General features: G+C 42.3%; 15 protein-coding genes. All 15 read left to right on the top strand.

The annotated features are described in order from the left end of the window. Position 1: 1 nt before the first annotated feature. Positions 2-1,069 carry a protein-glutamate O-methylesterase CheB gene (cheB, locus tag NYE43_RS08845; RefSeq protein ID WP_024121412.1) on the top strand — a complete coding sequence of 356 codons (1,068 nt, stop codon included), beginning with the start codon at positions 2-4 and terminating at the stop codon, positions 1,067-1,069. Positions 1,070-1,074: 5 nt separating this feature from the next. Next, on the top strand, positions 1,075-3,087 hold the full coding sequence (gene cheA, locus NYE43_RS08850) for a chemotaxis protein CheA (RefSeq protein WP_024121413.1): 2,013 nt from the start codon (positions 1,075-1,077) through the stop codon (positions 3,085-3,087). A 21-nt stretch (positions 3,088-3,108) separates the two neighbouring features. Beyond that, entirely contained in the window at positions 3,109-3,579 is a 471-nt protein-coding gene (gene cheW, locus NYE43_RS08855) for a chemotaxis protein CheW (RefSeq protein ID WP_268543887.1), read from the top strand. 18 nt (positions 3,580-3,597) lie between these two features. Further along, positions 3,598-4,227, top strand: a complete 630-nt coding sequence (gene cheC, locus NYE43_RS08860) for a CheY-P phosphatase CheC (protein WP_024121415.1) — start codon at positions 3,598-3,600, stop codon at positions 4,225-4,227. Then, positions 4,224-4,724 carry a chemoreceptor glutamine deamidase CheD gene (gene cheD, locus NYE43_RS08865; protein WP_101861223.1) on the top strand — a complete coding sequence of 167 codons (501 nt, stop codon included), beginning with the start codon at positions 4,224-4,226 and terminating at the stop codon, positions 4,722-4,724. The genes cheC and cheD overlap by 4 nt, the downstream gene beginning before the upstream one ends. A gap of 22 nt (positions 4,725-4,746) precedes the next feature. Next, a complete protein-coding gene (sigD, locus tag NYE43_RS08870; RefSeq protein ID WP_010334270.1) occupies positions 4,747-5,511 on the top strand; it encodes an RNA polymerase sigma-28 factor SigD in 765 nt (254 codons plus the stop codon). A gap of 29 nt (positions 5,512-5,540) precedes the next feature. Next, positions 5,541-6,044 carry a hypothetical protein gene (locus tag NYE43_RS08875; protein ID WP_024121417.1) on the top strand — a complete coding sequence of 168 codons (504 nt, stop codon included), beginning with the start codon at positions 5,541-5,543 and terminating at the stop codon, positions 6,042-6,044. Between the two features lie 143 nt (positions 6,045-6,187). Beyond that, positions 6,188-6,928 (top strand): 30S ribosomal protein S2, encoded by a 741-nt coding sequence (gene rpsB, locus NYE43_RS08880; RefSeq protein WP_024121418.1) that lies wholly within the window; start codon positions 6,188-6,190, stop codon positions 6,926-6,928. Positions 6,929-7,027: 99 nt separating this feature from the next. Next, a complete protein-coding gene (tsf, locus tag NYE43_RS08885; RefSeq protein ID WP_024121419.1) occupies positions 7,028-7,909 on the top strand; it encodes a translation elongation factor Ts in 882 nt (293 codons plus the stop codon). 145 nt (positions 7,910-8,054) lie between these two features. Beyond that, positions 8,055-8,777 carry a UMP kinase gene (gene pyrH, locus NYE43_RS08890; protein WP_010334275.1) on the top strand — a complete coding sequence of 241 codons (723 nt, stop codon included), beginning with the start codon at positions 8,055-8,057 and terminating at the stop codon, positions 8,775-8,777. A gap of 1 nt (position 8,778) precedes the next feature. Continuing rightward, positions 8,779-9,336, top strand: coding sequence for a ribosome recycling factor (gene frr, locus NYE43_RS08895; RefSeq protein WP_024121420.1), 558 nt, complete (start codon positions 8,779-8,781; stop codon positions 9,334-9,336). A 130-nt stretch (positions 9,337-9,466) separates the two neighbouring features. Continuing rightward, positions 9,467-10,249, top strand: coding sequence for an isoprenyl transferase (locus NYE43_RS08900; protein ID WP_024121421.1), 783 nt, complete (start codon positions 9,467-9,469; stop codon positions 10,247-10,249). 3 nt (positions 10,250-10,252) lie between these two features. Continuing rightward, the gene (cdsA, locus tag NYE43_RS08905) at positions 10,253-11,062 is read left to right on the top strand and encodes a phosphatidate cytidylyltransferase (protein WP_081638302.1); all 810 of its coding nucleotides are present in this window, start codon (positions 10,253-10,255) and stop codon (positions 11,060-11,062) included. A 60-nt stretch (positions 11,063-11,122) separates the two neighbouring features. Further along, positions 11,123-12,274: a 1-deoxy-D-xylulose-5-phosphate reductoisomerase gene (gene dxr, locus NYE43_RS08910; RefSeq protein WP_024121423.1), complete on the top strand. Its 1,152-nt coding sequence runs from the start codon at positions 11,123-11,125 to the stop codon at positions 12,272-12,274. A 6-nt stretch (positions 12,275-12,280) separates the two neighbouring features. After that, the gene (gene rseP / locus NYE43_RS08915; protein WP_103671416.1) at positions 12,281-13,549 is read left to right on the top strand and encodes an RIP metalloprotease RseP; all 1,269 of its coding nucleotides are present in this window, start codon (positions 12,281-12,283) and stop codon (positions 13,547-13,549) included. The last annotated feature ends 11 nt before the right edge of the window (positions 13,550-13,560 follow it).

The raw sequence follows: 13,560 nt of genomic DNA on the forward strand, positions 1-13,560 counted from the left end.
TTTGATTCGTGTGCTTGTAGTTGATGATTCGGCTTTTATGAGAAAAATGATAAGTGATTTTCTAACCGAGGAAAAGCAGATAGAAGTAATCGGAACTGCGAGAAACGGAGAAGAGGCACTTAAAAAGATAGAATTGCTGAAACCGGATGTTATCACACTTGATATCGAAATGCCGGTGATGAATGGAACAGACACACTGCGGAAAATTATTGAGCTTTATCAGCTGCCGGTCATTATGGTTTCAAGCCAGACCCAGCAAGGAAAAGAGTGTACGATTAACTGTTTAGAGATAGGCGCCTTTGATTTTATCACAAAGCCATCTGGTTCTATATCTTTAGATTTATACAAAATTAAAGAACAATTAGTTGAGCGGGTCATCGCGGCCGGACTTTCCGGTCAGCAAAAAGCTGCGGCTCCGGCGGTCAATAGGCCTGAGCCTAAACGCATCGCTAAGCCTGCATTGAGTCAGTCAAAATCTGGAACAGGCAGACATATTGTTTGTATCGGCACGTCAACAGGCGGACCAAGGGCGCTTCAAAAGGTGATACCAAAGCTTCCTAAGGATTTAAACGCGCCTGTAGTCGTTGTACAGCACATGCCTGAAGGCTTTACTGCTTCTCTGGCTGATCGGCTGAACCATCTGTCTGACATTCGTGTAAAGGAAGCAAAAGATGGCGAAGCAGCTCTTAACGGCTGTGTGTACATAGCTCCGGGGGGAAAAAACATATCCGTTATCAAAAACAGCGGCGGCCTTAAAATCGTTCTTGATAATCACGATACGCCAAGCCGTCATAAACCATCAGCAGACTACTTGTTCCGTTCTGTCGGCAAACTTGCAGACTATGAAAAAGTAGCGGTCATTATGACCGGAATGGGCAGTGACGGTACTGCCGGTCTTAAGGACATGCTTGCGTCCGGCAATGTGAAAACCCTCGCAGAGTCTGAAGAATCTTGTGTTGTATTTGGGATGCCGAAAGCAGCCGTTAAGGCGGGCCTTATTCATGAAATTAAACATGTGGAAGATATCGCAGCATCCATCACAAGCTGTGTGAAAAAAGAGAGGGTGTGATTCAAATGGATATGAATCAATATTTAGATGTCTTTATTGATGAAAGTAAAGAACATTTACAAACATGTAATGAAAAGCTTCTCCTTTTAGAGAAAGACCCGACAGATCTTCAGCTCGTCCACGATATATTCAGGGCTGCTCATACACTAAAAGGTATGAGCGCAACGATGGGGTATACGGATTTAGCCCATTTAACCCATCTGCTTGAAAACGTATTGGATGCTTTTCGAAACGGAGATATGGCAGTTACATCAGACTGGATGGATATCTTGTTTGAAGCGCTGGATCATCTGGAAGCAATGGTTCAGTCTATTATTGACGGCGGGGATGGTAAAAGAGATATCTCTGAAGTGAGCGCAAAGCTTGACGTGAACGGTGCGCATGCTGAGACTGCTGCTTCAGCGGAACCTGCTGAAGCGAAGGGTTCAGCATCTGATTGGGGATATGATGAGTTTGAACGAACAGTGATAGAAGAAGCGGAGGAGCAAGGTTTCAAACGGTATGAAATCACAATTTCTCTGAAAGAAGACTGTATGTTAAAAGCGGTTCGTGTATATATGGTTTTTGAGAAGCTCAATGAGATCGGAGAAGTAGCCAAAACAATACCGAGTGCGGAAGTGCTTGAGACGGAAGATTTCGGCACTGACTTCCAGGTTTGCTTCTTAACGAATCAAACGGCTGAAGACGTTGAACAGATCATCAACGGAGTTTCAGAGGTCGAGCATGTTGAAATTATTCAGGGCTCGCCTTTACAACCAGCTGAAAAACCGGAAGAGCCTCAGGCGGATACACCAGCTGCTGCACCTGTTAAGCAGGACAAACCAAAGCAGCCTGCTAAAAACGATGAACAGTCGAAGCATACATCAGGCGGGTCTAAAACAATTCGTGTCAATATCGACAGGCTTGATTCTTTAATGAACTTATTTGAAGAGCTTGTCATTGACCGCGGACGTCTTGAGCAGATTGCAAAAGAGCTTGAGCACAATGAATTGACTGAAACAGTCGAGCGAATGACGAGAATTTCCGGCGATTTGCAGTCTATTATTCTCAATATGAGAATGGTTCCGGTTGAAACTGTTTTTAACCGTTTCCCAAGAATGATTCGCCAGCTTCAAAAAGAGCTGAATAAAAAAATCGAACTCTCCATCATCGGCGCGGAAACAGAACTCGATCGAACAGTAATTGATGAAATTGGAGATCCGCTCGTTCACTTAATCAGAAACAGTATTGACCATGGAATTGAGTCTCCGGAAACACGTTTGCAAAAAGGAAAACCTGAGTCTGGAAAAGTTGTGCTGAAAGCTTATCACAGCGGAAATCATGTCTTTATTGAAGTAGAGGATGACGGGGCAGGCCTTAATCGCAAAAAAATCCTTGAAAAAGCGCTTGAGCGCGGTGTCATTACAGAAAGAGAAGCTGAAACCTTAGAAGACAATGAAATTTATGAATTGATATTTGCTCCGGGGTTCTCTACTGCTGATCAAATTTCGGATATTTCCGGGCGGGGTGTCGGGCTTGATGTTGTGAAAAATAAACTCGAGTCACTCGGCGGTTCAGTCAGTGTGAAATCTGCAGAAGGACAAGGATCACTATTCAGCATTCAGCTTCCGCTTACACTGTCCATTATTTCAGTTCTGCTGATCAAATTGGAAGAAGAGACATTTGCGATTCCGATTTCTTCTATAATTGAAACGGCAGTTATAGACAGAAAAGATATTCTGCAAACGCATGACCGTGAAGTAATCGATTTTAGAGGGCATATTGTCCCTGTCGTTTATTTAAAAGAAGAGTTTAAAATAGAAGATACAAGACAAGATGCGGAACAGCTCCATATCATTGTCGTGAAAAAAGGCGACAAACCTACTGCATTTGTGGTGGACTCCTTTATTGGCCAGCAGGAAGTTGTGCTGAAATCACTCGGAGATTATTTAACAAACGTCTTTGCAATTTCCGGAGCTACTATTTTAGGAGACGGAGAAGTAGCGCTCATTATCGATTGTAATGCACTGATTATTTAACCATACGAGGAGGTGTCTCACATGACTGTAGAAATTAAAACAGGCGAAAAAATGATTGTCTTTATGGTAAATGGCAAAGAATATGCCATTTCTGTCACTCAGGTGAAATCAATTGAGAAATGGCAAAAGCCAACGAGAGTGCCAGGCGTTGAACCTTATATTTGCGGAGTGATCAATTTGCGCGGCGTGGTGACTCCGGTTATTGATTTAAGAAAGCGTCTCAGCTTGCCTGAGTATGAAATTACCGATGAAACACGAATTATCATTATTGCTTATCGTGATATTGAAGTCGGCTGGATAGTGGATGAAGCAAATGATGTTATAACAGTTCATGAAAGTGAAATAGAATCCGCTCCGGAAAGTGTTCAAAAAGACACGTATGTGTCGATCAAACAGATTGTAAAACAAGAGAACAGGCTCTTAAATATTATTGATGCAAATGCGGTTTTGGATAAAGAATCATCTCAGTCCGCTGTGCCCGATCAAGCTTAATCTTAAAGGGGTTATGACATGAGTATTTTTAATGGAATCAAAGAAGAGCAGATGGACATTTTGCGGGAAGTCGGCAATATCGGAGCCGGCCACTCTGCTTCTGCAATGGCCCAGCTGTTAAATAGAAAGATTGATATGGAAGTCCCGTTTGCAAAGTTACTATCATTTGATGAACTTGTAGACTTTTTCGGCGGAGCAGAAATGCCGGTCGCCAGCATCTTTTTAAGAATGGAAGGCGATTTGACGGGCTCAATGTTCTTTATAATGCCTTTTTATCAGGCGGAGCAGTTTATCAGAGAGCTGATCGGCAACCCGGATTTTGATATAGAAAACCTGGGTGAAGATCATATGAGTTCTTCCGCTTTGCATGAACTGGGCAATATTTTAGCAGGATCATATTTAACGGCATTGGCTGATTTGACGAAACTCCAGCTTTACCCGAGTGTTCCAGAAGTTTCACTGGACATGTTCGGTGCTGTCATCAGTGAAGGTCTGATGGAGCTCAGTCAGGTTGGAGAACATGCAATTGTTGTTGATACGTCAATTTTTGACCAAAGCCATCAGCAGGAGCTAAAAGCGCATATGTTTATGCTGCCGGACTATGATTCATTTGAAAAGCTCTTTGTCGCCTTGGGTGCTTCATTATGAGTACAACTGAGGCTGCTGTTGTAAAGGTTGGAATTGCGGATGTGAAGATCGCCCGCTTCCCGGATTCGATCCGGACGTCTGGCTTAGGGTCGTGTGTAGGGCTGGTGCTTTACGATAAAGAAAAGCAAACGGCGGGGCTTGTTCATGTCATGCTGCCGGATTCGACGTTATCAAAAACAGCTGAACTCAATCGGGCAAAATATGCCGATACCGCTGTAAAAGCTACGATTGATATGCTGGTAGAAGCGGGCTGCCGAAAGTTTGCGTTAAAAGCAAAGCTTGCCGGCGGATCAGAGATGTTTAAATTTAAAATGACGAATGATTTGATGAAGATCGGACCGAGAAATGTCTTAGCGATAAAGGAACAGCTGTCATTATATAATATTCCGATTATCAGTGAAGATACGGGAGGCTCAAGCGGCCGGACGATAGAATTTGAACCGAAGACCTGTATGCTGCATATTCGAACTGTTAAACAAGGTGAAAAAACGATTTAATTAAGGTATTAGGGGGATAACAATGCAATCCTTGAATTATGAAGATCAGGTGCTTTGGTCGCGCTGGAAAGAGTGGAAAGATCCTAAGGCCGGTGATGATTTAATGCGCCGTTACATGCCGCTTGTCACATATCATGTAGGCAGAATTTCTGTCGGACTGCCAAAATCAGTGCATAAAGACGATCTTATGAGCCTTGGTATGCTTGGTTTATACGATGCCCTTGAAAAATTTGACCCCAGCCGGGACTTAAAATTTGATACCTACGCCTCGTTTAGAATTCGCGGTGCAATTATTGACGGGCTTCGTAAAGAGGATTGGCTGCCCAGAACCTCGCGTGAAAAAACAAAGAAGGTTGAAGCGGCGATTGAAAAGCTTGAACAGCGCTATCTTCGGAATGTATCGCCCGCAGAAATTGCAGAGGAACTCGGAATGACGGAACAGGATGTAGTGTCAACAATGAATGAAGGTTTTTTTGCAAATCTGCTGTCAATTGACGAAAAGCTTCATGATCAGGATGACGGGGAAAACATCCAGGTCATGATCAGAGATGACAAAAATGTCCCGCCGGAAGAAAAGATCATGAAAGATGAGCTGATTGCGCAGCTTGCGGACAAAATTCACGAACTCTCTGAAAAAGAACAGCTTGTGGTCAGTTTGTTCTATAAAGAGGAATTGACATTGACGGAAATCGGACAGGTATTGAATCTTTCTACGTCCCGTATATCACAAATACATTCAAAGGCACTATTTAAATTAAAGAATCTGCTTGAAAAAGTAATTCAATAAAGAATTCTCATGATTAGCGAGTGAAAAACATGTCAACACTATTATGGCTTTTAAGCTTCACGCTTCACGGCGTTCTTCTGTACGCTGTCATTATCCTGTATATGAGGCTCGCAGCTGTGAAAGAAACAGAAAAGCAGCAAAAGAAGCTGCTGGAAGAGACGGAGAACACACTTGCGGCATTTCTTCTTGAACTAAAAGAAGAAAATGAGAAGTTGATAGACAACTTGGATGTACCTTCTGTTCAAACTGAAGAAAAACAGAAGGAAGAGCATCAGCAGGCTGAACAACATTCAGAGCGAGGTGCTGTTCAGGAAGAAAACAACGCTCTTCCCGAGCATATCGAAGGTCTGATCAACGAGGTTGAGAGGGCGGAAGAGAACGTAAACAGCGATGCCCGTTCATTTGAAGATGAAGTTATGGCATTATATGAACAGGGATATTCAGCTGGTGAAATTGCTCAGAAATTGAAGAGCGGAAAGACAGAAATCGAGCTATTTCTAAAATTTCGCTCCAAAGCTGTAAAGCATTCTTGATTGTCGCATAAAGCTGTGTTATATTATTTCTTGGTGTTAAATACACACGCTTAACGATTTATGCAGAGGGTGCTGCAGGCGGCAGTTCTGCACAAAAATGACCTAAGCGGAGGAAAAAAACCATTATATTAGGAGGAAATAACATGTCAGTCATTTCTATGAAGCAATTGCTTGAAGCTGGTGTTCACTTCGGTCACCAAACACGCCGTTGGAACCCGAAAATGAAGCGTTACATTTTCACGGAGCGTAACGGAATCTACATCATTGACCTTCAAAAAACAGTCAAAAAAGTAGAGGAAGCTTACAACTTCACTAAAAATCTTGCTGCTGAAGGCGGAAGAATCCTTTTCGTCGGCACAAAAAAACAAGCTCAAGATTCTGTTAAAGAAGAAGCTCAACGCTCTGGCATGTACTATGTCAACCAACGCTGGTTGGGCGGTACATTAACAAACTTTGAAACAATCCAAAAACGTATTAAACGTCTTAAAGACATTGAAAAAATGCAAGAAAACGGTACGTTTGAAGTACTTCCTAAAAAAGAAGTCGTTCAATTGAAAAAAGAATTAGAGCGTCTTGAAAAATTCCTAGGCGGAATTAAAGAAATGAAGGATCTTCCTGATGCATTGTTCATCATCGATCCTCGCAAAGAACGCATCGCTGTTGCGGAAGCTCGCAAATTAAACATCCCTATCATCGGAATTGTAGATACTAACTGTGATCCTGATGAAATCGATGTTGTTATTCCTGCGAACGATGACGCTATCCGCGCTGTTAAACTTCTAACTTCTAAAATGGCAGATGCAATCTTAGAAGCGAAGCAAGGCGAAGAAGAAGCGGAAGTTGCTGAAGAAACTGCACCAGAAACTGAAACAACAACTGCGTAACCTATTCAAAAGGTGATAAGAGGGACTGCCTTTTATCACCTTTTTTCAAGAAAAATGTCATGATACATATCTTGTTTAAACATATAAGGAGGAATACAAATGGCTATTACTGCACAGCAAGTAAAAGAACTGCGTCAAAAAACTGGCGCGGGTATGATGGATTGTAAGAAAGCGTTAACTGAAACTGATGGAGATATGGACAAAGCAATTGACCTTCTTAGAGAAAAAGGAATTGCAAAAGCAGCGAAAAAAGCTGACCGTATCGCAGCAGAAGGTTCAACTCTTATTAAAACTGACGGCAACAAAGGTGTTATTTTAGAAGTAAACTCTGAAACTGATTTCGTTGCGAAAAACGAAGGCTTCGTAGAGCTTCTTAACACATTAGCTGACCACCTTCTTGCAAACACTCCTGCAGATGTTGAAGAAGCAATGGGCCAAAAAATGGACAACGGCTCTACTGTAGAAGAGTACATTACAAGTGCAGTTGCTAAAATCGGTGAGAAAATCACGCTGCGCCGCTTTGCTGTTCTTACAAAAGATGACAGCTCTGCATTCGGTGCTTACCTTCACATGGGCGGACGCATCGGCGTATTAACTGTTCTTAACGGTACAACTGACGAAGAAACTGCGAAAGATATCGCAATGCATGTTGCTGCGGTTAACCCTCGTTACATTTCTCGTGACCAAGTATCAGAAGAAGAAACAGACCATGAGCGTCAAATCTTAACTCAGCAAGCTCTTCAAGAAGGAAAACCTGAAAACATCGTAGCGAAAATGGTTGAAGGCCGTCTGAACAAATTCTTCGAAGAAATTTGTCTTTTAGACCAAGCATTCGTTAAAAACCCAGATGAAAAAGTGAAACAAGTTGTTGCAGCGAAAAACGCAACTGTTGAAACTTTCGTTCGCTATGAAGTTGGCGAAGGTATCGAAAAACGTCAAGAAAACTTTGCTGAAGAAGTAATGAACCAAGTGAAAAAATAATGGTGAAAAGATGTCGCGATCAAGTCGCGTCTTTTCAGGCAGTATAGGGGACACACTTTGTGTTCCCTATTTTTAAAACTATATTTACAAACCTTTTTTTCTCTTGCATAATAGAAAACGGCAATGTTTACACTTGGAGGTTATTATGGAAAAACCAAAATACAAACGTATCGTATTAAAGCTTAGCGGGGAAGCATTGGCAGGGGAACAGGGTAACGGAATTAACCCTACTGTCATTCAATCCATTGCAAAGCAAGTGAAAGAAATCGCTGAGCTTGAAGTCGAAGTGGCTGTTGTAGTAGGCGGCGGCAACTTATGGCGCGGAAAAACAGGAAGTGACCTGGGCATGGACCGCGCAACTGCAGACTATATGGGGATGCTGGCGACAGTGATGAACTCGCTTGCTCTTCAAGACAGCTTGGAAACACTCGGAATCCAGTCCAGAGTGCAAACATCCATTGAAATGAGACAAGTTGCTGAACCGTATATCAGAAGAAAAGCGATACGCCACTTAGAGAAAAAACGTGTCGTTATTTTTGCTGCGGGTACAGGAAACCCATATTTTTCAACTGATACGACAGCTGCACTGCGCGCTGCTGAAATTGAAGCAGACGTTATTTTAATGGCTAAAAACAATGTTGACGGTGTGTATAATGCTGATCCTAGAAAAGATGAATCAGCTGTAAAATATGAATCGCTTTCTTACCTTGACGTTCTAAAAGACGGTTTGGAAGTGATGGATTCAACAGCATCATCTTTATGCATGGATAATGACATTCCGCTAATCGTCTTTTCTATTATGGAAGAAGGAAATATTAAACGCGCCGTGACAGGCGAATCAATCGGAACGATCGTGAGGGGGAAATAACGTGTCAAAAGAAGTATTAACACAAACGAAAGAAAAAATGGAAAAAGCAATTGCTGCTTATCAGCGTGAATTGGCTACTGTACGCGCAGGCCGTGCGAACCCATCTTTATTAGATAAAGTAACAGTTGAATATTACGGAGCGCAGACACCTTTAAATCAGCTGTCTTCTATTAACGTGCCTGAAGCTCGTATGCTGGTCATAACACCATACGACAAGTCAGCAATCGGTGATATCGAAAAAGCAATTTTAAAAGCGGATTTAGGCTTAACGCCAACGAGCGACGGCAATATGATTCGCATTGCGATTCCTGCGCTAACAGAAGAAAGACGTAAAGAATTAGTCAAAGTTGTAAAAAAATATGCTGAAGACGCAAAAGTAGCTGTACGAAATGTACGCCGTGATGCGAACGATGATCTCAAAAAACTTGAGAAAAACGGAGACATCACTGAAGATGAGCTGCGTGCTTCCAATGAAGATGTTCAAAAACTGACAGATGAATATGTGTCAAAAATTGACAGTGTCACAAAAGACAAAGAAAAAGAAATCATGGAAGTTTAATGAAAAACTATGTACAATAGATAATAGTGAAAAGACCCTCTCATGTTTACAGGGGGTTTTTTTGTTAATACTGTTGATTACATTAGTTATCAGCAGGGAATGCAACCTTTTTGGGTGACGGAGGAATCTCATGCTCAACATACTCAAAAATTGGAAGAACCAGCAAACTGCGGCTTCCAACTTAGAACGCTATACAAAAGAAGACATACTTAAGGGAGAAATCCCCGAACACATCGCCATTATAATGGATGGAAATGGCCGTTGGGCTAAAAAACGCTCTCTCCCCCGAATTGCAGGCCACCACGAAGGAATGAAGGTGGTTAAAAGGACAACTAAGCTTGCTAACGAATTGGGTGTCAAAGTACTGACCCTGTACGCATTTTCAACAGAAAACTGGAAGCGGCCAAAAATGGAAGTTGATTTTTTGATGAAGCTTCCTGAAGAGTTTTTAAATACGTATCTACCGGAACTTGTTGAGGAGAATGTGCAGGTCCGGATTATAGGAGATGAATCAGCCTTGCCGCCGCACACAATGCGTGCGATTGAAAAGGCTGTAAAGGATACGGCGCAAAATGACGGGCTGATCCTTAATTTTGCTCTCAACTATGGAGGGCGTACTGAAATTGTCACTGCTGCAAAAACACTCGCGGAAAAAGTGAAGGATGGTTCTTTGAAAATAGAAGACATTGATGAATCGCTTTTTTCTAATCATTTAATGACTGAATCTTTGCAGGATCCTGAACTTTTAATTCGAACGAGCGGCGAGATTAGACTAAGCAACTTTATGCTTTGGCAGGTTGCCTACAGTGAATTTGTCTTTACTGACGTTCTGTGGCCTGATTTTAAAGAAAATCATTTCTTGCAGGCGTTAGGAGAATATCAGCAACGGGGCCGGAGGTTTGGCGGAATTTAGAGGATGGTGGACATGAAACAAAGAATTTTGACAGGTGTTCTGGCAGCAATTGTATTTTTATTTTTAGTTATTGTCGGGAATTTGCCGTTCACCATATTAGTTTATGCAATGGGCAGTGTAGCACTTTTTGAGCTTTTGCGGATGAAAAAACTTAAGCTTGTTTCACTGCCTGGATTGATCAGTCTTTTATTGTTATGGATGTTCTTAATGCCAAGCCAGTATTCTTTTTTTGAAGCGAATGGTATCTCGAAAATTGAAACGGCTTTGTTCGCAGTACTGATTTTACTGACGTACACAGTATTGGTGAAGAACACTTTTACCTTTGATGAAGTCGGCTTTATTACCCTTGCAACGATTTACATCGGAATGTGTTTTCATTATTTTATTGAAATCAGAAACCTTGATCAGCACGGGCTGACATACATTTTTTATGCCTGTGTCGTGATTTGGTCGACTGATTCCGGTGCATATTTTGTCGGGAAATCGCTTGGGAAACGAAAATTGTGGCCTGAAATCAGCCCTAATAAAACAGTTGAGGGATTTGTAGGCGGAATCGTCATTGCACTTGTACTTTCGACGATTTTTCAGCTTGTCGCAAACTTGCCGATCCCATATTTCTATCTGCTTTTGATCACACTGTTTTTGTCTGTTTTCGGACAGATTGGGGATTTAGTAGAATCCGCTCTGAAAAGACATTACGATGTAAAGGATTCTGGGAAAATCCTTCCCGGGCATGGCGGTGTGCTAGACCGTTTTGACAGTTTTTTGTTTGTCATGCCTTTCTTGTACTTTCTGCTTGCCCTTTTTTCATAAAAAAGTCTAATATGAATATGAGACTGAATATGCAGCAAAAAGAATAGGAGTAGTGGCACTTTGAAAAATATTTGTCTTTTAGGAGCAACAGGATCAATCGGCGAACAGACTCTTGACGTATTGCGTACGCACCAAGACCAATTTCAGCTGGTATCTATGTCGTTCGGCAAAAATATTGATAAGGCCGTGCCGATGATAGAGGCCTTTCAGCCGAAGTTTGTATCTGTCGGTGATCTGGATACATATCACAAATTAAAACAAGTTTCTTTTTCATTTGATTGCCAGATCGGGCTTGGAGAAGAAGGCCTGATTGAAGCGGCAGTTATGGAGGAAGTCGATATTGTTGTCAATGCCTTGCTTGGAAGTGTCGGTCTCATCCCTACGTTAAAGGCGATCGAACAGAAAAAAACAATTGCGCTTGCAAATAAGGAAACTCTTGTCACTGCCGGGCATATAGTTAAAGAACATGCTAAGAAATACAATGTTCCGCTGCTGCCCGTTGACAGTGAGCATTCAGCCATTTTTCAAGCCCTACAAGGCGAACAGGCTAAAAACATTGATCGCCTTATCATTACGGCGTCCGGCGGAAGTTTTCGGGACAAGACGCGGGAGCAGCTCGAATCAGTTACAATTGAAGATGCATTACAGCACCCGAATTGGTCAATGGGTGCAAAAATTACAATTGATTCGGCTACAATGATGAATAAGGGATTAGAGGTGATTGAGGCGCATTGGCTTTTCGATATTCCATATGAACAAATCGATGTGGTCTTACATAAGGAGAGCATCATCCATTCCATGGTAGAGTTTCATGACAAAAGTGTGATTGCACAGCTCGGCACTCCTGATATGAGGGTTCCGATTCAATATGCGCTCACCTATCCCGACCGATTGCCATTGCCAGACGCCAAAAGGCTCGAGCTGTGGGAAATCGGCAGTCTTCATTTTGAGAAAGCTGACTTTGACAGGTTCCGCTGCTTACAATTTGCCTTTGAATCAGGTAAAATAGGAGGAACAATGCCGACTGTGCTAAACGCGGCAAATGAAGTGGCTGTCGCCGCCTTTTTAGCGGGCAAGATATCGTTTTTAGCGATTGAAGACTGTATCGAAAAGGCATTAAACCGCCATCAGCTTATTCAAAAGCCAAGCTTGGCAGACATTCAGGAAGTGGACAAAGATACCCGGGGATACGTCAATTCAATACTCACATAAGGTGGTATGTTCGTGAATACAGTTATAGCGTTTATCATTATTTTCGGAACGCTCGTTTTCTTCCATGAACTGGGCCATTTGTTGTTAGCCCAAAGAGCGGGAATTCTGTGCCGTGAATTTGCGATCGGCTTTGGTCCAAAAATCTTTTCATTCAAAAAAAATGAAACGGTGTATACGATCAGACTTCTCCCGGTCGGCGGATTTGTCCGCATGGCCGGTGAAGATCCGGAAATGATTGAGGTGAAACCCGGCTACACGATCGGGCTTCTTTTTAACAAAGAGGATCAGGTTGAAAAAGTCATCATCAATCAAAAGGAAAAATACCCGGATGCTTTAATCATCGAGGTGGAAACGGCGGACCTAGAGCATGACATGAAGATCACCGGCTATGAACAGGGGAAAGAGGATGAGCTTTCCAGCTTTACTGTGAGTGAAACCTCCTTTTTCATTGTAGACGGAGAAGAAGTTCAGATCGCGCCGTATAACCGCCAGTTTGGTTCCAAACCTGTGTGGCAGCGAATTAAGGCGATTGCCGCAGGTCCGATTATGAATTTCATATTGGCTTATGTCATTTTAGTGATGCTTGGGCTGATTCAGGGTGTTCCGTCAAATGAGCCTATGCTTGGACAACTGACAGACAACGGACGGGCAGCCGAAGCAGGGCTAAAAGAAGGAGATTACATTCAAAGCATTAACGGAGAGAAGATGAGGTCCTGGACCGACATTGTCTCTGCGGTAAAAGAAAACCCGGAAAAAGAAATTGACGTTGAGGTAAATAGAGATAACAAAACGCTCCACATTTCAGTTACTCCGGAAGCCGTTAAAGATGAGAACAAAAAAACAATCGGCCGCTTTGGTTCTTACGCGCCAACTGAGAAAGGCGTTCTCTCAGCAGTTGCTTATGGTGCAACATCAACTGTTGATGTTACAAAAGCGATATTAACAAATCTCAGTAAATTAGTGACAGGACAATTTAAAATTGATATGCTTTCAGGTCCTGTCGGCATATACGATATGACAGACCAAGTGGCAAAAACGGGAATCATTAATTTATTCCAGTTTGCTGCATTTTTAAGTATTAACCTAGGTATCGTCAACCTGCTTCCGATTCCGGCTCTTGACGGCGGAAGACTGTTGTTTCTATTTATAGAAGCCATTCGGGGCAAACCGATCAACAGAGAAAAAGAAGCCTTTGTGGTGTTTATCGGAGTCGCTTTCCTAATGCTTCTTATGCTGGTCGTTACATGGAACGATATCCAGCGGCTGTTTTTGTAAATGAAAAGTAA

The sequence above is a fragment of the Bacillus sp. FSL R5-0434 genome (genome assembly GCF_038004745.1).
Lineage (GTDB): Bacteria > Bacillota > Bacilli > Bacillales > Bacillaceae > Bacillus > Bacillus halotolerans.

Bases quoted from the DNA above. Each gene is read 5' to 3' on its own strand.
- cheD (WP_101861223.1), top strand. From the start codon at position 4,224: ATGAGTACAACTGAGGCTGCTGTTGTAAAGGTTGGAATTGCGGATGTG.
- cheW (WP_268543887.1), top strand. From the start codon at position 3,109: ATGACTGTAGAAATTAAAACAGGCGAAAAAATGATTGTCTTTATGGTA.
- rseP (WP_103671416.1), top strand. From the start codon at position 12,281: ATGTTCGTGAATACAGTTATAGCGTTTATCATTATTTTCGGAACGCTC.
- tsf (WP_024121419.1), top strand. From the start codon at position 7,028: ATGGCTATTACTGCACAGCAAGTAAAAGAACTGCGTCAAAAAACTGGC.
- cdsA (WP_081638302.1), top strand. From the start codon at position 10,253: ATGGTGGACATGAAACAAAGAATTTTGACAGGTGTTCTGGCAGCAATT.
- sigD (WP_010334270.1), top strand. From the start codon at position 4,747: ATGCAATCCTTGAATTATGAAGATCAGGTGCTTTGGTCGCGCTGGAAA.
- cheA (WP_024121413.1), top strand. From the start codon at position 1,075: ATGGATATGAATCAATATTTAGATGTCTTTATTGATGAAAGTAAAGAA.
- rpsB (WP_024121418.1), top strand. From the start codon at position 6,188: ATGTCAGTCATTTCTATGAAGCAATTGCTTGAAGCTGGTGTTCACTTC.
- cheC (WP_024121415.1), top strand. From the start codon at position 3,598: ATGAGTATTTTTAATGGAATCAAAGAAGAGCAGATGGACATTTTGCGG.
- pyrH (WP_010334275.1), top strand. From the start codon at position 8,055: ATGGAAAAACCAAAATACAAACGTATCGTATTAAAGCTTAGCGGGGAA.
- NYE43_RS08875 (WP_024121417.1), top strand. From the start codon at position 5,541: ATGTCAACACTATTATGGCTTTTAAGCTTCACGCTTCACGGCGTTCTT.
- NYE43_RS08900 (WP_024121421.1), top strand. From the start codon at position 9,467: ATGCTCAACATACTCAAAAATTGGAAGAACCAGCAAACTGCGGCTTCC.